The sequence below is a fragment of the Paenibacillus sp. FSL H8-0280 genome, from assembly GCF_045040665.1.
GTDB classification, from domain to species: domain Bacteria; phylum Bacillota; class Bacilli; order Paenibacillales; family Paenibacillaceae; genus Paenibacillus; species Paenibacillus xylanexedens_A.
The window spans coordinates 225549-249564 of record NZ_CP150296.1 but is presented as its reverse complement, the minus strand read 5'-3'; the positions used below and the strand labels follow the sequence as shown (position 1 = coordinate 249564).

General features: G+C 47.2%; 20 protein-coding genes. 1 reads left to right on the top strand and 19 read right to left on the bottom strand.

The window, feature by feature from the left end; all coding sequences use genetic code 11:
* Window positions 1-72 precede the first annotated feature (72 nt).
* The 19 genes from MHI12_RS01155 to MHI12_RS01065 form a co-directional block, all read right to left on the bottom strand.
* Complete coding sequence (locus MHI12_RS01155; protein ID WP_017691189.1) at window positions 73-981, bottom strand: carbohydrate ABC transporter permease; 909 nt, start codon at window positions 979-981, stop codon at window positions 73-75.
* Between the two features lie 15 nt (window positions 982-996).
* Window positions 997-1974 carry an ABC transporter permease gene (locus MHI12_RS01150; RefSeq protein ID WP_405171273.1) on the bottom strand — a complete coding sequence of 326 codons (978 nt, stop codon included), beginning with the start codon at window positions 1972-1974 and terminating at the stop codon, window positions 997-999.
* 314 nt (window positions 1975-2288) lie between these two features.
* Window positions 2289-3701 (bottom strand): alpha-L-fucosidase, encoded by a 1413-nt coding sequence (locus MHI12_RS01145; protein ID WP_405171272.1) that lies wholly within the window; start codon window positions 3699-3701, stop codon window positions 2289-2291.
* A gap of 961 nt (window positions 3702-4662) precedes the next feature.
* Window positions 4663-5721 (bottom strand): Gfo/Idh/MocA family protein, encoded by a 1059-nt coding sequence (locus MHI12_RS01140; RefSeq protein ID WP_405171271.1) that lies wholly within the window; start codon window positions 5719-5721, stop codon window positions 4663-4665.
* A gap of 253 nt (window positions 5722-5974) precedes the next feature.
* Window positions 5975-6841, bottom strand: coding sequence for a sugar phosphate isomerase/epimerase family protein (locus tag MHI12_RS01135; protein WP_405171270.1), 867 nt, complete (start codon window positions 6839-6841; stop codon window positions 5975-5977).
* 105 nt (window positions 6842-6946) lie between these two features.
* On the bottom strand, window positions 6947-8728 hold the full coding sequence (locus MHI12_RS01130) for a beta-galactosidase (RefSeq protein WP_405171269.1): 1782 nt from the start codon (window positions 8726-8728) through the stop codon (window positions 6947-6949).
* 1 nt (window position 8729) lies between these two features.
* Complete coding sequence (locus MHI12_RS01125) at window positions 8730-10190, bottom strand: alpha-L-fucosidase (protein WP_405171268.1); 1461 nt, start codon at window positions 10188-10190, stop codon at window positions 8730-8732.
* 73 nt (window positions 10191-10263) lie between these two features.
* The gene (locus MHI12_RS01120) at window positions 10264-10986 is read right to left on the bottom strand and encodes a copper homeostasis protein CutC (RefSeq protein WP_405171267.1); all 723 of its coding nucleotides are present in this window, start codon (window positions 10984-10986) and stop codon (window positions 10264-10266) included.
* 64 nt (window positions 10987-11050) lie between these two features.
* Window positions 11051-11296, bottom strand: coding sequence for a hypothetical protein (locus tag MHI12_RS01115; RefSeq protein ID WP_405171266.1), 246 nt, complete (start codon window positions 11294-11296; stop codon window positions 11051-11053).
* 215 nt (window positions 11297-11511) lie between these two features.
* A complete protein-coding gene (locus MHI12_RS01110; RefSeq protein ID WP_017691199.1) occupies window positions 11512-11703 on the bottom strand; it encodes a hypothetical protein in 192 nt (63 codons plus the stop codon).
* A gap of 189 nt (window positions 11704-11892) precedes the next feature.
* Window positions 11893-14676 carry a glycoside hydrolase family 3 C-terminal domain-containing protein gene (locus MHI12_RS01105; RefSeq protein WP_405171265.1) on the bottom strand — a complete coding sequence of 928 codons (2784 nt, stop codon included), beginning with the start codon at window positions 14674-14676 and terminating at the stop codon, window positions 11893-11895.
* A gap of 457 nt (window positions 14677-15133) precedes the next feature.
* A complete protein-coding gene (locus MHI12_RS01100) occupies window positions 15134-16222 on the bottom strand; it encodes a low temperature requirement protein A (protein ID WP_405171264.1) in 1089 nt (362 codons plus the stop codon).
* 60 nt (window positions 16223-16282) lie between these two features.
* Window positions 16283-17239 carry a ring-cleaving dioxygenase gene (locus MHI12_RS01095; protein WP_405171263.1) on the bottom strand — a complete coding sequence of 319 codons (957 nt, stop codon included), beginning with the start codon at window positions 17237-17239 and terminating at the stop codon, window positions 16283-16285.
* A 145-nt stretch (window positions 17240-17384) separates the two neighbouring features.
* A complete protein-coding gene (locus MHI12_RS01090) occupies window positions 17385-17612 on the bottom strand; it encodes a DUF896 domain-containing protein (protein WP_076254330.1) in 228 nt (75 codons plus the stop codon).
* 248 nt (window positions 17613-17860) lie between these two features.
* Window positions 17861-18904 carry an SPFH domain-containing protein gene (locus MHI12_RS01085; RefSeq protein WP_405171262.1) on the bottom strand — a complete coding sequence of 348 codons (1044 nt, stop codon included), beginning with the start codon at window positions 18902-18904 and terminating at the stop codon, window positions 17861-17863.
* Between the two features lie 46 nt (window positions 18905-18950).
* The gene (locus MHI12_RS01080; protein ID WP_405171261.1) at window positions 18951-19751 is read right to left on the bottom strand and encodes a TPM domain-containing protein; all 801 of its coding nucleotides are present in this window, start codon (window positions 19749-19751) and stop codon (window positions 18951-18953) included.
* Window positions 19748-20779: a TFIIB-type zinc ribbon-containing protein gene (locus MHI12_RS01075; protein ID WP_405171260.1), complete on the bottom strand. Its 1032-nt coding sequence runs from the start codon at window positions 20777-20779 to the stop codon at window positions 19748-19750. Before MHI12_RS01075 ends, MHI12_RS01080 begins: the two co-directional genes overlap by 4 nt.
* Window positions 20780-20815: 36 nt before the next feature.
* Window positions 20816-21520 carry a PspA/IM30 family protein gene (locus MHI12_RS01070; RefSeq protein WP_341005762.1) on the bottom strand — a complete coding sequence of 235 codons (705 nt, stop codon included), beginning with the start codon at window positions 21518-21520 and terminating at the stop codon, window positions 20816-20818.
* A gap of 306 nt (window positions 21521-21826) precedes the next feature.
* Window positions 21827-22045 (bottom strand): hypothetical protein, encoded by a 219-nt coding sequence (locus MHI12_RS01065; protein ID WP_405171259.1) that lies wholly within the window; start codon window positions 22043-22045, stop codon window positions 21827-21829.
* Between the two features lie 228 nt (window positions 22046-22273).
* Between MHI12_RS01065 and MHI12_RS01060 the strand changes: the two genes are divergently transcribed.
* Window positions 22274-23956: a PrpR N-terminal domain-containing protein gene (locus MHI12_RS01060; protein WP_405171258.1), complete on the top strand. Its 1683-nt coding sequence runs from the start codon at window positions 22274-22276 to the stop codon at window positions 23954-23956.
* Window positions 23957-24016: the final 60 nt, after the last annotated feature.

The window sequence follows — 24016 nt, the reverse complement described above, 5'->3', positions numbered from 1 at the left end:
AAAATCGACCCCGGAAGCCGGCGTGTTCCTTCCACCTCCTTTCAAGAGGCAACCAGGCTTAACTCACAAGGATTAACCTTTGAGGGAACCAACCATGACCCCTTTAACAAAATGCTTCTGTACAAATGGATACATAATCAGAATTGGAATACTCGCCACAACGATCAGTGCATATTTCAACACCTGCTCGAACCCTTGGTCCCGCATCTGTTGGCTGGTATTGGCAAGCATCGCCGGATCAGCCGCGTTCAGGATAAGCAGATTGCGAAGCACGTATTGTAGAGGGAACAATTTCTCGGAACGCAGGTATATCAGTGCATCAAAGTACGCATTCCAGTGACCTACGGCATACATGAGTGTCATGACCGCCAGAATGGGCTTTGATAAGGGAAGAACTACGCTGATCAGATACCGGATATCCCGGCAACCGTCCATTTCCGCGGCCTCCCCGAGTTCTTCCGGGATGGAAGATTGGAAGAAAGTTCTTGCCACGATGACCTGAAATACTGCGAGCGCCCCGGGCAGCCACATCGCCCAACGTGTATCGAGCAGGTGCAAATCCTTCATCAAGAGGTAGGTGGGAATTAGACCGCCATCAAAGAACATCGTGATCATCATGAAAATAATGATGGCCCCTCGTCCATAGAACGATTTTCGTGACAAAGGATACGCCAGCATGACGGTCAGCACCACGTTAATGAACGTGCCCACCACGGTGTAGATGATCGTGTTATAGAAACCGAGCATAAGCTGTTGGCTTTTGAAAATGGAGATGTACGCCTTGATGTTAAAGTCTACCGGGAACAGCCACACCTGACCGGATGTCACGGCTCGTGAAGAGCTAAACGAAGAACTGATGATATACAAAAGCGGGTAAAACACCGTTAGCAGTATGGCGAACAGAAAGATGTAGTTGAATGTCATGAAAATGCGGTCACCGAGTGGGTCCTTGATCCGGTTACGATTAATCAGGTTGAACATGGATAAACTCCTCCTTTACCACAAGCTGTTCTGGGATACTTTGCGCGATATGCCGTTGACGATAACCAGCAGGATCAGGTTGATAATGGAGTTGAAGAACCCAACTGCCGAGGAGAAGCTGAAATTCGCTCCGATCAGACCCACCTTGTACACATACGTGGAGATGACCTCCGAAGCGCTTGTGTTGAGTGGATTCTGCATCAGGTATATTTTCTCGAAACCCACGCCCATAATGCTGCCCAGACTCAGAATCAGCATGATAACGGTGACTGGAACGAGCGACGGGAGGTCGATGTGCCATATTTTCCGAAGCCTTGATGCGCCGTCCATCTTTGCTGCTTCATAGAGAGATGGATCAACACCAGCAAGAGCTGCGATATATATAATTGATGAATATCCCATGCCCTGCCACACACCTGACCAGACATAGATCGATTTGAAGTATTCCGGGATGCCCATGAAGTTGGTCATCGGGAAGCCGAGCAGTGTGAACAGCTTGTCTACCACGCCCACATGCGGGGAGAGCATCAGAATGATAATGGATACCATAACAACCGTTGAGATAAAATGCGGAGCGTAAGTGACCATCTGCACGGTCTTCTTGAAGTAACCCGTTCGAATCTCATTCAGCGCCAGCGCCAGAAGGATCGGAATAGGGAAACCGGCAATTAAGGAATAAAAGCTGATGCCTATCGTGTTTTTGATTAACAGCCAGAAGTTTGGAGATTGGAAGAAGGCTTCAAAATGTTTTAATCCGACCCACGGGCTTCCCCAGATTCCTTTGACTACACTGAAGTCCTTGAAGGCGATCTGAACACCTACCATAGGAATGTACTTGAAGATCAACAGATACAACACCGGGGGCAGCACGAGCAGGTAGAGCTCCCAGTGTTTCTTGAGGCTTTTGATGAATGGATGCTGCCGCTTGGGCTCCACATGCTTCCTCTGTTGGAGTTCCATCTTGGCGGGTATGCTTTCCGTAGCTCGACTCATTTGCGTCACTCCTTCTACACCTCAAGTGTAATAATACATTACATTTACATCCCTTAAACATCCTTTTTTCTGTTCTTAGTTCCTTCTTCAGCGAATACGATGTAAACATTCATATCAGGTAGCGCTTTCTTGATTTGATAGTACATCGCCCGATAAACTTTTATCAATTTGCAATTTTCTCCGACTTCTCTTTATTCCACAAACCCTTGTGTGACAAGCGATTGCGAGCCGTTTCTATTGGGAATTGTGTCCCTTATGTATGAATAAAAAAATCCCGGAGGTGGTTATATCTCCCCCGGAATTGACATGGCATTCTATGCGCTTGTGATTAATCTGAACGTATGTGTGATCGGCGCTTCACTCGTTGCAGCGGATTGTGGCAGATCCACAAGAAGTCCGTCTTCCGTCTGCTGATACGAAAGTACGTCATCGCTACCGACGAGTTCGATCCGCTCTACCTTTTCCAGATAAGGAATGATTAACTGTGGTTGTACGTTCTCATTCTCGTTTCGGTATAAACGGAAGGCATATACGGTGTTGATCTCTTCCTTCTGGGTGAAAGCCCAATCCTTCGTAAAATATGGCCCGCAGATCCGGGTTCCATAGACGCCTTCTCCATGAGTTCCCAACCATTCACCGAGGCCCTTGATGCCTCGAATTGCCCCTTTTGGCAGACGCCCATCGGGTTGCGGTCCTACATTCAACGCCAGGTTACCACCCTTGGACACGACTTCAAGTAGAATATGTGCCAGCTGTCTTCCCGTTTTATACTGATCATCGAATCCGAAAGCAAAGGAGTTCCCCACAGTAATACAGCTTTCCCATGGAATGTTCATCGGATGTTCCGGTATGGTCTGCTCGGGGGTAACAATATTCTCATACGGTCCACCGACGGTACGATCTGCGGACAGGAGCCAAGGTTGTGTGGTCTGACGCGCCCGTTCCACGACTTCCCCGAGCCTGATATCCTGACCATGGCGACCTTCGCGCACCCAGCCGGCATCCAGCCACAGACATTCGATCCGCCCGTAATTCGTCAGCAGCTCCATGATCTGCTCATGTGTGAACTCTACGAATTTCTCCCACAGCCATGGATACTTATGGGGATCATACGAGGGCCCGCGCCACATATGCCGTCCACGCTCCATGCCCGGTGCCCAGTAATACGGGGTATGCCAGTCCGCTTTGGAGAAATATGCTGAGATGCCGAGTCCTTTGGCCCGAAAAGCGTCAAACAGTGCTCGACAGATGTCCGCATACTTATGGGTATGAAAAGGCGTGTCCTTGCCCGTAATCCGGTAATCCGTCGTCTTGGTATCCCACATGCAGAAACCGTCATGGTGCTTGGTGGTGAACAGGAAGTATTTGAACCCGTTATCTGCCGCCATCTGTGCCCATTCCTCAGGCTGGAAGCGAATCGGATTGAAGGTTTTGTTCAGATCGAAATATTCCCGCTTGAAGTCTTCCATGTCATCCGTCCAGTCGATGTCATCGCGCGACCAATCGCCGTCCTCGTCGCTCAGCGCCCAGGATTCCACGAGGCCAAGCTGGGAATACGGCCCCCAGTGCATCATCAACCCCAGCTTCTGATCCTTGAACCACTCCAGCCGCTCATTCAGCAACGGATCTTCCGGTTTGATCCACTCATCCTCTTTGCTAAAATTGTGCACCCCGGCTTCGACGATCTGCTCTTCCTGCTCCAGTACGGTTTCTTTGGTTTCGCTCATCCTGTTTCATCTCCTTTGGATTGGATAAAAGATAAACCATGCAAGTTACGCCTGGTCACTCCGAGTGCAGTACCATCTTTCGATCGCTGTTATCCCCAGATTTTTTTGATTATTTCCCTAGAGGGGAAATCCGGGGATAAAGGCGAGCGCTTCGCTTCTTCAGATTTCTTCTGCCCTCTCCGTTATCGTGTAAACGATTAATTCAACTAAGAAGGACATCCTAAATCCTGTCATTTTTAGTGTAGTAGGATCTTCCGAAGCTTTTAGCTTGCTGCTTCGGATTGGTTCTGCACTCTCCGTTTTGGCGTAAACGGTTCACTTAACTGTTAAGGGGCTTAGTAACTCTGTTATTTTGAGTGCGGTGCCCTCTCCAGTCACTATGGAACCCCTTATTTCCCTCGTTTCTATAGGGAAATCCAAGGGTAGAGAGAGTGCGCTTCGTTGTTTTCGATTGGTTCTGCACTCTCTTTTATGGCGTAAACGGTAAGTCTCTATAGGATGTGTCTTCAACTTCAGTTCAGGGAAGATTTACGATGATAGATGTCAGCGCGTTTATAACGTCTCGAAATCCAAGCGGTTGATCCTTGCGAATGGGTAGAAAACTTTCTAAAGAACTTAGGGCGTCTTATTTGGTCCTTAGGTCCACTTTATAAATTGTAAGGAACATCAGACACCTTATTTCACGAAATCAGCTGATAGAAACGCTGTATACTGCTGCTTATTCTGATATAGCGTGTGTCAGGTTCCTTAGATTTCTGCTAGCGCTTCGAATCCTTGAATAAGACGCCTCAGATTCGTTAGCGCTCGCTCCATGCTCTGCTCCAACCGCAAGAGGAGAGGACGAATCCATACCTGCTCGGAGCGAAGCTTTTCATTGAAAAGGAGCGAAGTGCTCATAACTTTCAATGAAACGGAGTAGTAAAGTATCAACGTAGCGTAACAACGCCATACAATCCTACCTTTACAGCGTGATTTCGTGTCCCTGGCGTGCCGATTCGTAGATGGCACAAAGCATTTTCATCACTTCGACGCCGTCCTCGACGGGGCTAAGGGTTTCTTTACGGCCCTGTGTGCTGTCGATAAAATGGTTGATTTCGTTGCGGAATGAGCCCATAAAGTCGAATGATTTGAAATCCACCTGTGGAGTCATGTTCAAAATGGTGTTGAATTTCTCGCCAATAATCGAAATTTCCGGCTCCAACTCGGCACCGCCTTTGTCGCCATATAGTTTGACCGAAGTCTCATCCGCTTTGGCATGGAGCGTGAAGCTGACATCCACGAGTAGGCTCGCGCCGTTCTCGAAACGAATCAGGGCATTTGCCATATCCTCAACAGTGTTCTGTTCCGCATCATAGTCCGCTGCTTTGTAGAACGACAGATTGTTAATGTTCGAGCGGTTCCCCAATCGGTTAGACACGTTAGCGGAGACGGATTTCACCTTCGGTCTGCCCATCAGATACCAGCATATGTCGATCACATGCACCCCGATATCGATCAGCGGACCACCTCCGGAACGGTTGATATCCGAGAACCAACCACCCGGATTGCCCAGACGACGCAGACTGGAGGCTTTGGCATAATAGATCTCGCCCAGCTCACCCTCGTCGATAAACTTCTTCAGAATCTGTGCATTGTCGCTATAGCGGCGAACAAAACCAACTTGCAGCAGCTTTCCGCTGCGATGAACCGCCTTCTCTACTTCGAGCGCATCCTCCACCGTTTGGCAGAGTGGTTTCTCACATAACACGTTTTTGCCTGCGTCCAGAGCAGCAATACTAATCTCCGCATGGGAGTCGTTCCATGTACAGATGCTGACGGAATGAATCTCGGGCAGTGCGAGCAGTTCTTTGTAATCGGTAAACACATGAGGTGCATTATATTGCTTTGCCACTTCCGTGGCACGTGCTTCATTCAGGTCACAGATAGCGTATATTTCAACGTCCGGGTTACTGGCGTAGGCTTGCAAATGGCAATCGGATATGGATCCGGCACCGATGACGGCGACTTTCAATTTGGACATAGTGCTGATTCCTCCATCGTTTTCATATGAATTGACTCAAGAAATTATAATATTCGGCTTAACGTAACGACGGTGAATGCTTGGACTTTCGGCCGCTGTTGTCTGCAAATTTCTTTTATTGACCGCTCTAGCGGTTGAAATCCGCAGACAAAGGCGGTCGCTAACGCTCCTACAGTTCCAAGCTTCCCCACTGTTACTCACGCCTTCTTTAGAATTTGATTCAATTTTATTCATGTAAAACAAGTACTCAGCCCTATGCCTCTTCCCATAGGCGGCGGACGTTTTCCATAGCAATGCGTGAGGCGGTTTTGCAATCTTCCATGCCTTCAAATTCAACCGAGATATATCCGTCATACCCGGATTGTTTCAACACACGGAAAACCTCTGGCATGTCGATATCACCTTGGCCTACAATGGCTCCTCGTAGGTAGTTGCCATGCGAGGTTTGGAACCACCCTTCACCGGGATTCCGGTAGGAAGGTCTCCAGTAGAAGTCTTTGGCGTGCACGATCGATGCGTACGGAATATTATTTTTTACGGCACTCACCGGATCTTCATCCACACAGAGGAAATTGCCAACATCCAGTGTAGTTTTGAAGTTGCTCCGCGCCGTTTCGTGTAACAAACGCTGAATTCGCTCGCTCGACTGCACATAGTACCCATGGTTCTCCACGCTTGTTGTGATTCCAAAACCCGCTGCATAATCGGCTATCCGCTGACAGGCTTTCACCAGTACCGGCAGGTCGATCTCGAACTGTGCTACAGTTCCCTCTGGTGCAGGGCGGAAAGCCACGTCATGACGCATCAGTTTCACACCCAATGCAGCAGCCACATCCACATGTCGCATCACATTCTGGATCTCTTGCTCCAACGCTTCGGCGTCCTCCTGCACAGCAAAGTTAGCGCCGATGGCATAATTCGAAATGTCGATCCCCACCTCTTTTGCCGCAGCTTTAATCTCATCAATCAACTCCGGATTATCAATCAGACTGAATCCCATTGGAACAATCTCCACATGTTCTCCGCCCTGATCGGCGATCCAGCGAATGGCATCCGGCACGGTTAATTCTTTGCGATCCAGTGCTTGTTGCAGACTGTAGGTGCTGAGTCCAATTTTCATTTTTCCTCATCCTCTCCTGTAGTCGATGTCCATATCCAACGTATACCTTTTTCCGGCGGACACGACAATTGCCAATAATCGTTTGGCTCTACTTTTTTCCTTTTCCTAGCCCAAATCCGGTGTATCCACAAACGTTACGGCCAGATCAGCCGTCTGATGAAGCTCAAATACGATGATTTCATTCTCACCTTCGTGAAGGAGCGGAGCAGGTACATACAATGTTTTTTGCGGTCCTTTATTCCAGTAGCGACCTAGATTGAATCCGTTTACAAATACAACCCCTTTGGTCCAGCTATCCAGTCGCAAAAAAGTATCTCTTACATCCCTGATATTAAACTCTCCTCGATAAAATGCTGGTCCCTGTACTTCATTAATTGTTTCTTTAATTGCTTCGCTAATCACATCACTAAATTGTAAACCCGACAGATCAGTTAATGGCAGACAATGAATCGTCCAATCATATAAAAATTGAAAGCCATGTCGCACCCCCTCCGTAATCCCCTTCGGATCTCTCAGGTACGGACCATAATTGATTCGCCCCATATTTTCAACAAGGATCAATAGTTCTGCGCCCTCTGGCGGTACTTCAAAGGAAATCGATAACGCCGTATTCCCCCGTTCCAGCACGCCCTGAAATTGCCCATCCACAAACACAAGCGCACGGTCACGCACCTCCTGAATCACCAGTTCCTGTTGCTCTCTAGGCCTGGAAATTCGGGTTTGATAACAAATAAATCCATAATCCTGACCCAGCTTCTCCATCGGTTCTGGATTCGTGCGTTGCACTGGGGCTGATATCCGGTCCAATTGTGTAAGTAATGACGCCTGCTGGTTCAACTCCACTCGCCCATAGGCGAGGGTCCCCTTCGATTCTGGCAGCACAAGCTCACCCATATCTTCGTTGATATACCGAGCAATAAGATCACGTACGGCATGAAATTTTGCTGTTGGCTCCCCGGATTCACTGAGCAGTGAATCGTAGTCGTAACTTGTAATGGTGGGTTCATACTGATCCTTCTGCTGACAGTTCGCCCCGTTATAAAATCCAAAGTTCGTTCCACCGTGGAACATATAAAAGTTAACCGAAGCTCCTGCCCGAAAAATCTCCTCAAACACACCAGCCACATCTGCGGCATCCCGGGTATGATGCGACTCACCCCAGTGATCGAACCAGCCGTTCCAATATTCCATGCACATCAAAGGTTCTTCTGCCTGATACTCACGCAGCTTGGCGAACGCTCCTTCCGTCCCTGATCCGAAATTGACTGTAGCCAGATGCCCTGGTACCGATCCTGCCTGTAGCATGTGATCTGTCGGTCCATCCGAAGTAAACAGAAGCACATCCATACCCCGCTCTACCATGCCATCCCGTAAATATTGCAGGTAACTTGCGTCATTGCCGAAACTGCCGTATTCATTTTCAATCTGCATCGCGATGATCGGCCCACCATGGGTGCTCAGAAGGGGTTTCAATTTGGGCAAAAGCACATCATAATAACGATCCACATTCGTCAGAAATTTTGCATCATTACATCGCAGACGAATCTCATCATCAGCGAGCAGCCAGGCAGGTAATCCGCCAAACTCCCACTCGGCACATATATAAGGACTTGGGCGAACAATCACATGCAGACCCACATCTCCCGCAGTGCGAATAAATCGTTCCAGATCAGTCATGCCTTCAAAACAATACTGCCCCGGCTGCGGCTCATGAACATTCCACGGCACATACGTTTCCACCGTATTGAAACCGCAGGCTTTCAACTTGAGTAACCGATCCTCCCAATAGTCGGGGACCACTCTGAAATAATGGATGGCACCCGACAAAATCCGAATGGGCTCGCCATCATACATAAATTGTGAACCTTTATACGTCAGCACCGCCATTTTACAACCCTCCCCGCTCGCTCAGATATATGCCTAACCCGGACAACGTAGGGCACCATCTGGATTCATGAATGCTTAAACGCATCTTTCTCGATGTGACCTGTGGGAAACAGCAAATTCGCTTATGCCCCACCACCGTCCCCTTGTAAAACTCTTCCCAACCACCATCTGCCCTCAGTGACTCCAGTGTAAAATGCTCAATCCGTTGGCCTGTCTGGATATGTTCCATCAGTACCACCCGGTCAAACGATCGTTCTTCCTGTAAATCCAGCTCGATCCAAGCCTGCTCCGTTCCTTCGTGAGGACACCAATACGTATCCCGTCGTTCCCTCAGCACTTCCGATACAGCATGTTGTTCATCCATCGTCTCCGATGCTTTTACCAGCGCCTGCAAGGCGAAATTTTCCTGAAAAATGGTGCGCAGCGAATCTCCCAATTCCTGTAGTCGCTCGACATCCGTTTCGTGAATGAGACCACGTGTATCCGGTGGCAGATTGAGTAAAAAGGTGGCGTTGCCCCCCACTGCGCCGTAATAGACGGCGAGCAGTTCTTCCAGTGTTTTGACCTGATCATCTTCACTGGCATGATAGAACCATCCTGGGCGAATTGAGGTATTCACCTCGGCAGGGTACCAGATCAGTTGGTCACCTTGGGAACGAATGATCTCTCGGCTTCCCAAATCACTGTCCTGCGTATTGATCCTTGTGGCGAACTCACCATCATCCACCTGTTGCGATTGCTCCTGAATCTTCTCATTATCCTGCATATGCGCTGGCACAACGCTCCATTCCGATTCCCGTGTGTGTCCCGCTTCATTGCCACACCAGCGAACATCCGGGCCACATACCGAGATGACAGCTTCGGGCTGAAGTTCACGAATAAGCGCATAATAGGCGTCCCAGTCATAGACCTGCCTTTTGCCATTCGGGCCCTCCCCACACGCACCGTCGAACCATACACAGAAGATGTCGCCATAATTCGTAAGCAGCTCGCGCAACTGTTGGAGGAAAAACTCGTTATACCTCTCGGAATCTCCATAAGTGGCTTCATGCCGATCCCAAGGAGACAGGTACACGCCAAACTTCAATCCACCCTCACGGCAGGCATCGGCGACTTCCCGAACCAAATCCCCCGCACCATTCCTCCACGGACTAGCCGCGACCGTATGCGCTGTAAACTGACTTGGCCACAAACAAAATCCATCATGATGCTTACACGTCAAAATCAGCCCTTTCATCCCCGCAGCCTTACACGCCTCCACCCATTGCGTTGCGCTCAGTTCAGAAGGATTGAAGATCGCCGGGTCTTCCTCCCCAGTGCCCCATTCCTGATCCGTAAATGTATTTACCGTAAAATGAATAAACGCGTAGAACTCCATCTCCTGCCACCTTAACTGGCGTTCGGATGGGCTGACCTGTGCTGCGGACTTAATCCATTCGGCTGGTTGCAGTTCTTGATTCATGGCGTATCACTCCTTTTATTTAGCGCATCCCTATATCATTGGACCACCCTTGCTTGGACCGCTACTCAGTGCACTACTGTCCATGAAATGGCTGTGATGCAAGCAATAACTGCTGCTTGGCTTCTTCAACCAAATGTGGATCAATGGGATAATTAAAGCTGCCTTCGTACCTCACGCCTGATCCCATATGGATTTCCGTGATACCTGTCTGACTCACTAGCGTTTGAATTCCCTCTATGGTGACCCCCGACCCTGCCATGACAGCGATGTTCAAGGTTTGCCCCAATTGCTGAAGCTGTTTCAGTTCCAGTATGGCTTCAGGCGCTGTCTGTTTCCCTCCCGATGTAAGCACACGCTCCACGTTGCCCAATGTGTTAATGGCCTTGAGCGCCTCAGTCAAGCTTGTGCTCACATCAATTGCACGATGAAACGTAACGCCCAAACCCTGAGCTTCGGCCATACATGATTGCAAGGATATGAGGTCGACTTCACCATTTCCGGTGAGGGCGCCGATCACAATGCCAGCGGCTCCAAGTTCCCTCGCCACGCGTACATCCCTGGTCATGGCGTGGATGTCATCTGCGCTATAGCGGAACGAGCGGCTATGCGGACGGATCATGACATACACCGGAATGGATACCTGGGACACCACCTGCTCCATGACGCCATAACTGGGGGTAAGTCCTCCTTCAGACATCGCAGACACCAGCTCAATCCGATCAGCCCCTCCCTCCTCAGCTGCTTTGGCATCTGCCGCATCTACAGCGATGACTTCCAATACAGGCTGTCTTTCCATAATGTAGCTCCCTTCACTTCATCGTAGATTATTCCAGCGTATTAAGGTGATCTTCAGCAGGACATTATGTCGTAAGTAGATACTTCCGAGATTGCAATGACGTATTCTCACCCAACCCTCGCATCGTTAACCAGTATTGATAGACATCACTCGAACTTGCACACAGCCTGATCCATGACATAAAGGACCGACTGAACGCTTCATCAGCGCTCCTGCGGTCCTTCTTCATCATTATGACGACGGTCAGCTTCTTAATCTGCAAAGGCTGACCTTCCTGAACGATATATGGTTTGTCGGCAATGATCTTCATGATTGGATTCTCCTTTGGGGACCGGAATGGGCTAGCAAATAGAGAGCGCAACGGATTTCATGTACTTTGTCTGATCATTTTGTTATTTTCGTTATTATTAATGTTATTATTTATTAGCAATAGTCTAAAACGTTAGGATCAGAACGTCAATACAAAAAAAGACACCCGGAGGGTGTCTTCGTGTCTTGGATAACCTTCTGGTTATCCGAGCTTTTCTATTTTCTACGCCGAGCCTTCGTCATTCGATTAAACATAATCAGTGCAGCAATAATCATGGCTATCATGGCAATATTACTCGCCACTTCTTGTGATAGTCCGAAAAGAACTCCCAGGTTAGTCACCAGGCCTCTTACAATCAGCGCCACCACAACCAGCAGGATTGGACTCAAAAAATTATAATTTCTCATTCCTCGCAACACCCCTGACCCCATTGTTCAGAACTACGAATCTCATAACACTATCATAACAGTAGCTATTCTGTGTTACAACAAAGGACACCCGCGTACAGTGTCCTTTGTCATATACCCACGTATTCTGCTTTGGATGACAGAACAACCTTTCGATTGCTCTTATCACCTGATATTTCCGATTATCTTCTACACCTGCTTGAATTCGATCCAGTCAATCTGGAGGCCTGGTTTCGTGAAGTCCAGTTTCAATTCATACAGTCCTGCTTCAAGATCTACTTTGACAAGTTTCTGTCTGATCCATTTGCCTTCCGTACCATTCGTTTGAATGGTAGTCACCAACTGGTCATTCAGGAGCAGGTTACATGCACTTTGAGCGAGTTCCGGCTCTGGGGACATGATCTGTACGATAATCCGGTAATGGCCTGCCTCGTCCACTTTCATGTAGACCGGTTCAGCTACCGCAGGTTTTACCTGTGCGTTCTCAACCAGCGCCTGAGCTTGTGCAGCAGATAGGGAGGCATTCGCTTGGAACGAAGCAACGTTCTCCACGATCTCGTGTTTTCTGCCGGACACTGGTGCATTCATGATGAACTTGCAGATGTTGATCGCCGAGCGTTGCAGCTCTCCACGAGTCAATGTTCCATTTTCCAAGGATTCAATCGTGTTGTCGTCCCAGCCATTGATCTCTGCGCCGTAGTTCGGTACAACCATGTAGAGATCATTCTGCGCACGGATCATCCAGTTGGTGTATTTGCGATCAGCTTCTCCACCTTCGGTCACATCGTTCATAATCGCCCACCAGTCGGTCATTACGATACCCTCGAAATTCCATTCGCCGCGCAGGATCGTCGTATTCAGGTCGTAATTGGATGCCGCCCAGTGCCCGTTAACCGGGTTGTAGGAAGTCATGATGGAGTTCGCTCCACCTTCTTTTACAGCGATTTCGAACCCTTTCAGGTAAATTTCACGCAGTGCACGTTCGGAGACAACAGCATCTACTTTACTGCGGTGTTTCTCCTGATTGTTGCAGGCAAAGTGTTTCAGTGTGGCATTGGAACCACCCTTCATGATACCTTTCGTACATGCTGCGGCAAATACACCCGAGATCAGTGGATCTTCGGAGAAGTACTCAAAGTTCCGGCCATTAAGCGGGCTCCGGCGGATATTGAGTCCAGGTCCGAGCAGGGTATCCACCTGATTTCTCAGCAATTCCTGTCCTTCCATCACATACAACTCTTCAACAAGATCCTTGTTCCATGTCGCCGCAAGCAACGTACCAATGGATACCTGTGTTGCCTTCTCGCCACTATCCATACGAATACCGGACGGGCCATCTGCCGTACATGCTACCGGAATACCGTAGTTAAACAGGCTGTCGCTGACACCACCAAAAGCAGATGCCGTCCCCGAAGTAACGAGCGGACTGCTCATGCCTTCACCACGGACAATCGCCGCCAGATCCTGATCACTCAGTTGAGCAATGAAGGTTTCCAGACTCACTTTGCCAGCCTTAACGTCACTCAGCTTGTGGCCCTGGTTACCCGTCTGCTCCAGCGTTTGCGGGAGATTCTGCTCAATCCGGTTCGCCATGGATATCTTACGTTTCGGTACTTCTGCATAAGTCAGTTCATAAGATCCATCTTCCTTGCGCGTACCTGGTTTCATCCGTGTAAAATCTTCAGTTGGGGCCATCGCTTCTTGCAGTTGCTCCACCAATTGAAGAGATTCAATCACATATCCATCCTGGCCATCAATGCTGATATGCTGCACTTGTTTCACACTGGTTCCTACATGCAGTCGGTATGTTCCTTCTTCCAGAACGTATGCGGAAGCATGACCTGTAACGCCTGCATCATCATAGGATGCCATGGCATGGATCGGGAAGCTGATCGTCAGAAGTTCTGACTCGCCCGGCTGCAACAATCCTGTTTTGCCAAAAGCCACCAAAGCCTTGACCGGTTGTCCCAGTTTGCCTTGTGGTGCTTCATAATAGACTTGTACAACCTCTTTGCCCGCATATGTTGTACCTGAGTTGGTCACATTTACACGAACTTCAATGTAGGTTTGGCCGTCTTTGGACACTGATTTTGCTTCTTCGTGTTGGGCCAAAAACGTCGTATAAGACAGGCCGTAACCGAATTCAAACTGAACGCGCTCAGGTCGAAACGTTTCGAAATAACGATAACCTACATAGATATCTTCCTGATACAGGTTCTTGAACTCATTGCCGTAGTTGCTTGTCGAAGGGTAATCTTCAATGGAATATGCAATCGTATCTGTCAGTTTACCGCTTGGTGTAACGTCCCCCGCCAGCACATCGGCAATCGCATTACCACCCTCCATACCGCCATGCCAGGAGTAAATTACGCCTTGGATCGGATGTAGATACGTTTCGTTTAACCAGCTCATGTCGATGATATTTGAGACATTCAACACAACGATTGTGTGTTCGAACTGCGAAGTAACTTGCTTCAACATCGCTTTCTCATCTTCTGTCAGTTGGTAACTTCCTGGCGCATCCGCATTATCCTGGTCTTCTCCTGCTGTACGTCCAATCACGATAATGGCTTTGCTGGATTTGCTTCTAGCCTGTGCAACAAGTTCATCCGTCAAAGGCATTTCTTTCTGATTCCATGGCTCGGCCGCCCATACTTTTCCGCCATCATCAAATGGATTTTCCTCAATCCACTTCTCATAGACAGCTGCTAGCTCTTCATTGACCGTTATATTCTTCTTGCTGCGCAGACCATCCAATAGATTCGTTGTGTAGGCTACATGAACACTACCGCCTGAACCTGTACCGCTGCGATAATAATTGACTTGAATCCGTCCAAAAACTGAAACGTTTTCGTCTTCACGAAGTGGAAGCACTTGGCCTTCATTTCTGAGTAAAACGGCTCCTTCAGCGGCAACCGTACGACTAAACTCTGCAAACCCTTCCAATGGAACTCCGATTTGATGTGTGCTCAATGATTTCCCTCCTGATTGTCATCCCCATACCTACGAATCGCTATATATAAAATGAACTATATAAATTGAACTAAAGAATATTTACACTGGACACTCCGATGACAGAATAACCTTCCGATCGCTGTTATCCCCAGATTTTATGAATCCCCCTTATATGGGGAAAATCCGGGGATAAAGGCGAACGCTTTCGCTTCTTCAGGTTTTTTCTGTCCTCTCCGTTTCGTGTAAATGTTTAGTTCAATTTATATAACAAAACGTACACTCATTTTATATAAAAGATATTCTATGATCTGGAAGATTCACTTGTACCTAGTCTCATATTAACAGATTCTATAGAAGAAATTAAATTAGATTTGTGCTTTATTTATATTATTAAAAAATGTCCAGGATTAGCGGCATAATAAAAAGCCACGGACACCTGTTGTCCGTGACTTTTCTTCATTTTATAGTACTCATATTAAGTCGTAAGTTTCGCATACACCAGGAAGAATAACATGTCTTCGCCCATGATGACATAACCCGGAACCCGGTAGACCAGATCAACAAGGACAAATGCCACCAGTAACCCCACCATGACTGCCAGATGACGTGGCCGGAGTCGTAGATGTGCGTGTCTGTATCGGTGGAACACAAGTGAGGTCGACAAGAAATACAGTAGCGCTGATCCAAATACAAACCCTATCATGAACACATAGTTCAGCTGATTCTGATACAACAGCTGAATGGACGCAGCGATCATACTCATGGAGATGTAGATGAACAGATGGCCGTATATGATCGCTTGCCCGGCAGTCTGGATCTCTTTGCTAACCTTTTTCTCCACGTTGTCGAAGTATTGCCACCATATCGCAATGACAAATATGGACGTAAAGGCGGCAAACAGAATGGATTTCATATCCCAATGGTCGGCTTGCAGCACAGCGATAATACTCACTACCGATTCACCCAACAGGATGAGTGTAAAGAGCGCAAAACGTTCCAACAAGTGATGGGTCTGAACCGGTACCTTCACCAGATTTTTGCGTCCGATCAACGGAAGTATGATGTCCACGGCAATCCCCGCATACAAAATCACGTAGCGTAACCAAGAATCGAAGAACAATGAACCCGATGAGATCAATATGCCAATAAGGAAACAGATACCCAAGTAACGAGCCGCTTGCTGCTGATGCTCGCCTTTTGACTTGTGAGCCGTCAGATACTGAATCGCCGTAAATGCCCGTGAGCCGATATATCCAATGAAGAAGGACAGGTAGTATTGGTCAAAATGGGTAGAGAGGCTTGCCGTCATGACCATAACGGACAGAAGCTGAAGGATGAGGAATATTCGATGGATCAGGATGTCTTGACCATAGCGGTTAATAAACAAGGTCTGACCGACCCATGCCCACCAAACAGGGATAAAAATAAGCACAAACTTCATTAAATATTCAAACGTAATTACTCCATGTTCGGCATGTAACAAGACATGACCCGCTTTGGCGACCGCTGCTACAAAGAGCAGATCGTAAAACAGCTCCAGCCAGGTAACCTTTTTCTCCATCATCCTTCAATGCTCCTTTGGTTTCATTTACACTTACACTTTGATGACAGAATAACCCTCCAATTAATTCGCAGCTGTAGCAGGTACGAGCGTTCTGACTTCGATCGGTTGCAGATTGTCCTCAATTTGAGGGCGGTATTTCTCAAACCACTCAGGCAGCATCAATTTTTGTCCAAGCGAATCAGCAGGTTCATCTTTGGCAAAGCCCGGAGGATCTGTAGCAATTTCAAACAAAATGCCGCCAGCTTCTCTGAAGTAAATTGCATTAAAGTACTGACGATCCCGAACTGGAGTCGGTTGGTACCCGTAATCACGTACAGCTTCACTCCACTGTGCATGTTCCACGTCATCTGTGGCGCGCCATGCAATATGATGCACCGTTCCAGCTCCACCCATGCCCAGAGGTATACGGGTTACTGGAACATCCACAACATTACCGATGTCTCCACTCGACCGGAAACGAGCATACTCTTCATTTTCACTCACTCTGACAAATCCCAAAATTTTCTCAAGAGCATCCATCGTTCTTTGTGGGTTAACACTGAACAGGACAGCACCACCGAAGCCTTTGATTGCTTTATCTGTTGGAATGCCTTCGTGCGCCCAAGTGCTGGTTGCTCCCTCTTCCCGTTCAACAAGCTCAAGCCGCAGGCCTTCGCCATCTTCGAATTGAAGCAGGTCTTCATTGAAGCGACTTGTTTTGGTTACCTCAATGTTATACTGTTCCAGACGATTCTGCCAGAAGCCAATCGACCCAGGAGGAATGACATAGGAAGTGATGCCGACCTGTCCTCCGCCAATTTTGCCCCGTGGTGAACCAGCCGATGGGAAGAAGGTAATGATGGTACCCGGGCTTCCGTGCTCATCGCCAAAGTACAGATGATATACATCAGGTGCATCGAAGTTGATTGTTTTTTTCACCAGACGAAGTCCCAGAACTCCGGCATAAAAATCAACGTTGGCCTGTGGATCTCCTGCGAAAGCTGTAATATGGTGAATACCTGCTGTTTGAATAGTCATGATTAATTCCTCCTTGGTTTGGTAAGCATGTTTTGAATTGAGTAGGTGTTATATATATTTAAGTTAGTTAAATGAGTTAGTTAATTGATTTATAATAAGTTTGAATTATCTTAAAATTAAGATATATGATCTAGCGAATTATATTCTAGTTGTTATTTTGATTGGCCTGTTCTTGTTTCAATTTATCAGGAGTCACGTCATCGCCGTTTGGATCATAGATGGTTGCATTCAACAGAATGTCGTTGACCGAACCGCGAAAAGTTTGCAGATATTCCTGGCGAAGACGAACCTGTTCCTCTTTCTCCATCTCCGTCAATCCGCCCTCTTTGGCTTTTCTTGAAAGTTCATTTATTCTGGTCAATGTTGGGATCATCATCTTGATCTCTCCTCATAATGGATTAAAGATATTTGTTTTTGGTTGTTATTTATATTTAAATTAAATATCTTAAGTTAAAGATAAATGATTTATGATCGGTTGTCAACTCTTTTATTTAAACTAAAATAAATGAACCTGCTTCCCCACCTTACGTCATGTTGCTTTAACTATGAAACGAAACAAAAAAGGGATAGCTCCGCAATATCTCAACCATTGCTGAACTATCCCTACATGTATTTATTTCATTAGCCCAGCTTTTGACCACAATTCGGACAGAAGTTGGCTCCTTCATTTTTGGCTCCACAGTTCGGGCAGAAGTTTGGCTTCTTGTTGCCTTCTGTAGATGAAGAGTTACCTGAATCACCGTTGTTGTTTCCCGCTGGTTTCTGGTCGTTATTTTGATTCTGAGACGAATTGGAATTATTGTTCTGATTCTGGCCTTGGTTCTGGTTCATGTTTTTCATCATTTCATTGGCCATGTTCATGCCCATCATCATCCCCGCCATATCCGAGGCCGCGCCGCCGCCCTGCACTTTACCGGATGAGATACCGTCTGTCATGCTGACCTGCTGATACTTTTGCAGATTACCAATCATCTCATGCGAAGCGGTCTTTGTAATCATATCTTGAATCTCTTTCGGATAATTGAAGCTCATCACCTGGAAACCGGTAATCCCAATTCCGATATCCATCATCTGCATATCCAGATCTTCCTGAATACCTTTGGCAATATCCGATGCATTGGCCTGCAGGTTGAACATATCCTTCCCTTCACGGCTGATCCACTTCATTAGAAGCTGATCCAGCACAGAAGTGATTCGGATTTTGACATCCTCCACCAGATAACTCTGTTTGATGCCTGCAATCTTATCAATCAGGGTCACATAGTCACTCACTTTGAAATTAAATGTTCCGTTGGCCCGAATCGGCATCCCGCCAGGGAGTTGTGGTGTTGGAATCAACACCGGGCTTTGTGTGCCCCAGCGCACGGTGAACTCTTTTGTATTTACAAACAAGACTTCGACCCGCATGCCACTGTTGAATCCAAATTTGAATCCTTTTAATGTAGAAAGAAACGGAATGATTTCGGAATCGATATTAAATGATCCTTCGTCCTCGAAAATCCCTTCCACTTTACCGTTATTTAGGAAAATGGCGTCCTGACCCGAACGGATGATAAGTTTACTCCCCTTCTTGATCTCCCGGTTACTCCACTTCCAAAATATCATGTCATCTCTGAACTCTTCCCATTCCACCACATTCGAAAATTGATTTCTGAAAAATCCCATATTCGTTTCCATCCCTTCTATTTAACGTAATCCGATTACTCAGTTACTAAAACGACCCTCTACTTCCACTATGTGAGTGACCGCCTCGCGATGTACCTCCACCGCCGCCTCCGCCACCGTTGTTATTGTTCTTCTCGATTTTGCGCTTGGTTACGGTTGTACGGATATAACGATCCTGACGATCTATTACACTGGAATTGCTTGAATCCTCATAAGTCGCACGATTGACTGTGACACGTCCGCCGGAACGATAGGTCATAATACCAACAACAATACCCCCAAGAACGACCGAGACTCCTAACTGAAACCAGCCGTTGAACAAAATATTGTTCGGATTCACACCAGGTTCATACCCCATATATTCGTAAGAAAGCTCAATATATTTCTCAAATGCAAGTTTATAATCCCCACTGGACAACTCAGAGGTAACCCGGTTACGGATAGAATCCAGCCGCTGATCGCTCAGATATTCTTTTGCCTTATAAAATCCAGCCAGATACACTTCGCGATTATTCATATCCATCGTCAATATGACAGCATTGCCAAATTTCTTATCGTACCCTAGCCCCTGCTTATCATAAAAATCTTCTGTTAAAAGCACAACATCCTGATTCTCTATATTATTTGTTGTCAAAATAACAAAGTCCGTCTGCCGTTCCGCGCCATACTGATTCGCAAGTAGATTCAGTTCACTTATCTCCTGCTCACTCAGCAAGTTGGCCTCATCGTAGATGAGATTTTTGCTCTCCGCTGCGGATGCCGATGACATGGGAAACAACGGAGCGACAAGGGTTATCATAAGTAAAATGAGCGTAGCCATCATGGCCAGAGGGGTTCTTTTCCTCATAAGAATCCACCTCCCATCATCCAGGAAACCAGCTTCAGTGACAACAACGAGACCACAGAGACTCCTGCGAACCATCCGGCCACTTTGGCTTTGCTGATCGGTGGTTTACCGACCACTTTACCTGTCTGACCATTCATGGCAAAGGTATACTGTGCCCGATTGTAGTCATAGTTGACCATCCACACCGGGAGCAGCACATAGTCCGCGTTTTTGAGCGTTGTATCAATCTGTTTGTCCGTGTAGCTCACGCTGGTATAACCAGATACGGTTGAAGCAATATAAGAATCAATGTAAGATCTCGTTTTATCCTTGGCCCGTGGAAAAAGTTCCTCGTCCGTATAACTGTATTTTTCCGCAATGTACCCCGCCAGATACGGGGTCTTGAACAATTTCAGCTGATTATATGGGAAAGGCTCCAGCTTATCCATCAGTTCATCCTTCATTTTCTCCGATGCATCGATGGGCAGATTCACGTAATTCAGCCGAATCCGGCGGTATATATCGAAATGCTGTGTTTCGGTGTAATGGTAGTCGCCCTGGGTGTAGGATCTGACCTTGGTGCCACGACCATGCACTTCGATTTTGTTATGTAACTCGTACAACCAGAACGGCACGTACATGCCGGTAATGCTCTGAATCCGATCGGCGGACATGAAACCACTTGGCGTTAACAGGCCGTTTTTGCACCACTTTTTGAAAGCCTGCTTGGCTTGATCCTTGTTGATCGAAAAGGGAATCACCATCGCGGGGGCCAGATTGCCCGTCAGCCGATCACTGAGTACAACCGCCGCACCGCAGAAACTGCAGGTCGTCGCACTGGTCTCCGGCTCCGTCACAATGTCAGCTCCGCAGCTGTTACAGTGGTATTCTTTGACCTCATTTTCGGTGAATACTTGTCTTTTCAAGGGATCGGGGATCTGCTCTATGTTGTCCTGGCGGCCGCAGCTGGGACAGGATAATGCACCTGACACACTGTCAAAGATCATACCACTGCCACAGTTTGGACATTTATATTCAATAACCGGCATCTGCTCACCTCAATGTTAACGAAATGGTGTAACGTATTATTTATTCTTCAGCTTTTCCTGAATCGCTGCGAGTTCTTCCTCCGCACTTGGCGACGCATTCTCATTATTACCCGCATCTGCGTTCATGTCCCTCTCCAACTGGGCAATTAATTCGTCCAAATCCTCTTCCTGTGCCCCAGCACGAAGTTCTGCCAAAGCCTCTGCTTCGTTCAGCGCCTGGTTCGCCTTGTCTTCCATGGCCTTCAATGCAGCATCAGCTCTGCCCGTAGATGCATTCCGTTCGTTGACCTGTTGCTGCGCCTTTGCATCCGCGATGCGACCTTTGAGTTCTGTATGCCGCGCTTCCAGTTGCCCCAGATCGGCAACCAGTTTATCATTCATATGCTTCATCATCTTGGCTTTGGCGGAAGCCCGTTCATAGGCGGCTTGTAATTCGTTCAATTTGTCAGCCAGCTTCACTTTCTTCTCCAGAAAACCACGCGCCTTGTCTTCGTCTCCCGACTCCGCCGATTTCTCCGCATACCGCTGTAACTTCTTGACCTCGGCGCTGCACTCATCCAATGCTCGCTTCGCCCGGCTCTCATCCGACAACACCGCCGTTGTCTCAGCCTTCACCTGACCCAAATCACTGCTCAGGCTTCGCATATACTCATTCACGCTTTTCTCCGGGTCTTCCGCCCGCGACAACATGTGGTTCACATTGGCCTTCATCACGTCTCTAAACCTCGATAAGATTCCCATTACTTGTTCCTCCTCCGAAAAGTTCATATGTATACTATAATACATGAATACGCCCACATACGTTTCACATTTCACGATGGCAAGTGGAGTTACTACGATCCAAATCCATACTATAAAAACGTAATATAAGAAAAGACGAGCACTTATAGTGTCGCCTTATAATCAAAAAAATCACTCATAATTATCAGTATCATTCTTCCTCAATCACAGTTCGTTAATGAATTGCATACTTTCATCTGCGATCCGATTTGGATCGGTATTATGGGTTTTAGCCCTTTGCTCCTATTCCACAAATCCCTACCTGATCTATAGCTCCACCGGAAGGCTCTCCACTGCTGTGAAAAACACATCCAATAATTCAACGTTATACGTTTTATGGACGTATTCGGTTATTAACGCCACATCCTCTTCCCCCTGATACTCCAGACATGGACGGCCCTCACTCCACAGCACCCTGCACGGGAACTTCCCGACAACATCCTTAATGATGTGATCCGGCTCAGCCACTTTATGAATGTGTCCCATATGTAATCTCCTCATTTCTCTATACTTAGCGTGTGCAATTATGCATTAATTTTGAAATACATAACGATTCGATTCAGTGCACTTCATCACATTTCACGGGGAGAGTTATGAAGGCATAACACACAGGCATTTTGCAGACACAACAGGGCTGGTTCCCCCATAGGTGCCATTCCTTCGCAAGTTGGCTATAATAAGGGGATCAAAGTTTTCTATAAAGGCAGGAAAATTATGCGTACACGAGTTCACTTTATTGCTCCCTACGAATCGATGATTCCTATTATACAAGAGTGCATTCCTCGCTTTCCCCAGTTAGCCATTCAGACGGACGTGGGCGATTTGGCAAACGGTTTGGAATTAGCAACTCAAGCTGAGAAAAACGGTGCAGAGATTATCATCAGCCGCGGTGGAACCGCCCAACTCATTAAAAAAGCAGTGACCATTCCCGTTATTGATGTGCAGTTATCGGGCTATGATATGATTCGTTCACTTACACTAGCAAGCCAGTTTAACGGCCAAACAGCCATCGTTGGCTTCTCCAACATCACCTCTGGTGCACAATCGATTATTGATCTGATGGATCTGCCCCTCAAGGTCTATACCATACATAGCTCGGAAGATGTGGCACGATTGCTTCTGGAGTTGAAGGCTTCCGGGTACCGACAGATTGTCGGAGATGTGATCACCGTCAACACCGCGAAGACTTATGGTCTGGAGGGATTGTTAATCCAATCTGGCCAGGAATCCATCCTTAGAGCGATGGAGGATGCACAGCTGGTCTACCGTTATTTGAGCAAAAATCATGCGATATCGATCATACTGAATGACCTGGTTACACGGGAACATCCCAATTTACTTATTTTAAATGAACGGAATGAAGTTGTATTCGAGAACCTGACCGATTTTGGGAAAAATCCGCTGACCGATAATCACATATATCTGACCAATACCAGTCTGGAGTTCCATCAATCCCAGATCCAAAATGTGTTCATGGTGGACGATTACCAGCTCACGGTTAACGCCTATGAAACGACCCTGGACAACAAGAACTACAAGGTATATATGCTGGAAAAAGGACAACCCTATGCCTTTGCACAATTCGGCATAACAACGTTTACGGACGCATCGATGGAGCCTATCGTTGCCGAATCCCTTGCCATGCAGGCGGTATTACAGAACATTCGGGCACTCTACGAGAATCATGAACCGATCTATCTGCGGGGTGAAGCAGATTCCGGTAAATCTTTTCTGGTCAAACATATTCATCAGATGTACTCAGGTGGCGGACTGTTATTACAGATGGATCTCTCGCAAGTTCCGCCCGGTCATTTGCACAAGATACCACTCGCCAAGGTTCGAAATGTAGAGATTAACCACATGGAAACACGTATGGAAGATCCGGAGTTGCTCGCCTTTATCCAGAGTTGCCTTCAAAACCAAATAGGGGTGTTTATACTCGGGGAACAGATATTGAACCCGCAGTGGTCACTCGATCTGGAGCTTAATACAATCATGATGCCAAATCTTGCGGATAGACCAGAGGATCTGGCTCCACTGATGCAGCATTTCCTGACGGATTACTACCAGAAATACGGAACTACTGCGGTGAGAATAAAAGAAGATGCACTGCAGCTGATCCAAGATCAGATCACACATATGAATGTCAACCAGCTGAAACATCTGATCAAGCAGGCTGCACTCAACGAACAGGATTATGTAATCACCACGGCTACCTTGTCCCGCTTGCTGGATCAGCAACCTTCTTCAAGCCCAATGAAGTTGAACGGTACGCTGAAGGAGATTGAGAAAGAAATTATTCAGTTTGTGCTTCAGGAGGAAAATAACAATCAATCAAAGGCCGCAGAGCGTCTGGGGATTAACCGGGCCACTTTATGGCGTAAACTTAAAGATTAACTTTAAGTTTGCGTCTTTTTTATTGCTTTTATGTGTTGCATTTTTAAACAGTTAAGCGAG

Excerpts from the sequence above, each read along its gene's own strand:
- MHI12_RS01155 (WP_017691189.1), bottom strand. The coding sequence starts at position 981 with ATGTTCAACCTGATTAATCGTAACCGGATCAAGGACCCACTCGGTGAC.
- MHI12_RS01150 (WP_405171273.1), bottom strand. The coding sequence starts at position 1,974 with ATGAGTCGAGCTACGGAAAGCATACCCGCCAAGATGGAACTCCAACAG.
- MHI12_RS01145 (WP_405171272.1), bottom strand. The coding sequence starts at position 3,701 with ATGAGCGAAACCAAAGAAACCGTACTGGAGCAGGAAGAGCAGATCGTC.
- MHI12_RS01140 (WP_405171271.1), bottom strand. The coding sequence starts at position 5,721 with ATGTCCAAATTGAAAGTCGCCGTCATCGGTGCCGGATCCATATCCGAT.
- MHI12_RS01135 (WP_405171270.1), bottom strand. The coding sequence starts at position 6,841 with ATGAAAATTGGACTCAGCACCTACAGTCTGCAACAAGCACTGGATCGC.
- MHI12_RS01130 (WP_405171269.1), bottom strand. The coding sequence starts at position 8,728 with ATGGCGGTGCTGACGTATAAAGGTTCACAATTTATGTATGATGGCGAG.
- MHI12_RS01125 (WP_405171268.1), bottom strand. The coding sequence starts at position 10,190 with ATGAATCAAGAACTGCAACCAGCCGAATGGATTAAGTCCGCAGCACAG.
- MHI12_RS01120 (WP_405171267.1), bottom strand. The coding sequence starts at position 10,986 with ATGGAAAGACAGCCTGTATTGGAAGTCATCGCTGTAGATGCGGCAGAT.
- MHI12_RS01115 (WP_405171266.1), bottom strand. The coding sequence starts at position 11,296 with ATGAAGATCATTGCCGACAAACCATATATCGTTCAGGAAGGTCAGCCT.
- MHI12_RS01110 (WP_017691199.1), bottom strand. The coding sequence starts at position 11,703 with ATGAGAAATTATAATTTTTTGAGTCCAATCCTGCTGGTTGTGGTGGCG.
- MHI12_RS01100 (WP_405171264.1), bottom strand. The coding sequence starts at position 16,222 with ATGATGGAGAAAAAGGTTACCTGGCTGGAGCTGTTTTACGATCTGCTC.
- MHI12_RS01095 (WP_405171263.1), bottom strand. The coding sequence starts at position 17,239 with ATGACTATTCAAACAGCAGGTATTCACCATATTACAGCTTTCGCAGGA.
- MHI12_RS01090 (WP_076254330.1), bottom strand. The coding sequence starts at position 17,612 with ATGATCCCAACATTGACCAGAATAAATGAACTTTCAAGAAAAGCCAAA.
- MHI12_RS01085 (WP_405171262.1), bottom strand. The coding sequence starts at position 18,904 with ATGGGATTTTTCAGAAATCAATTTTCGAATGTGGTGGAATGGGAAGAG.
- MHI12_RS01080 (WP_405171261.1), bottom strand. The coding sequence starts at position 19,751 with ATGAGGAAAAGAACCCCTCTGGCCATGATGGCTACGCTCATTTTACTT.
- MHI12_RS01075 (WP_405171260.1), bottom strand. The coding sequence starts at position 20,779 with ATGCCGGTTATTGAATATAAATGTCCAAACTGTGGCAGTGGTATGATC.
- MHI12_RS01070 (WP_341005762.1), bottom strand. The coding sequence starts at position 21,520 with ATGGGAATCTTATCGAGGTTTAGAGACGTGATGAAGGCCAATGTGAAC.
- MHI12_RS01065 (WP_405171259.1), bottom strand. The coding sequence starts at position 22,045 with ATGGGACACATTCATAAAGTGGCTGAGCCGGATCACATCATTAAGGAT.
- MHI12_RS01060 (WP_405171258.1), top strand. The coding sequence starts at position 22,274 with ATGCGTACACGAGTTCACTTTATTGCTCCCTACGAATCGATGATTCCT.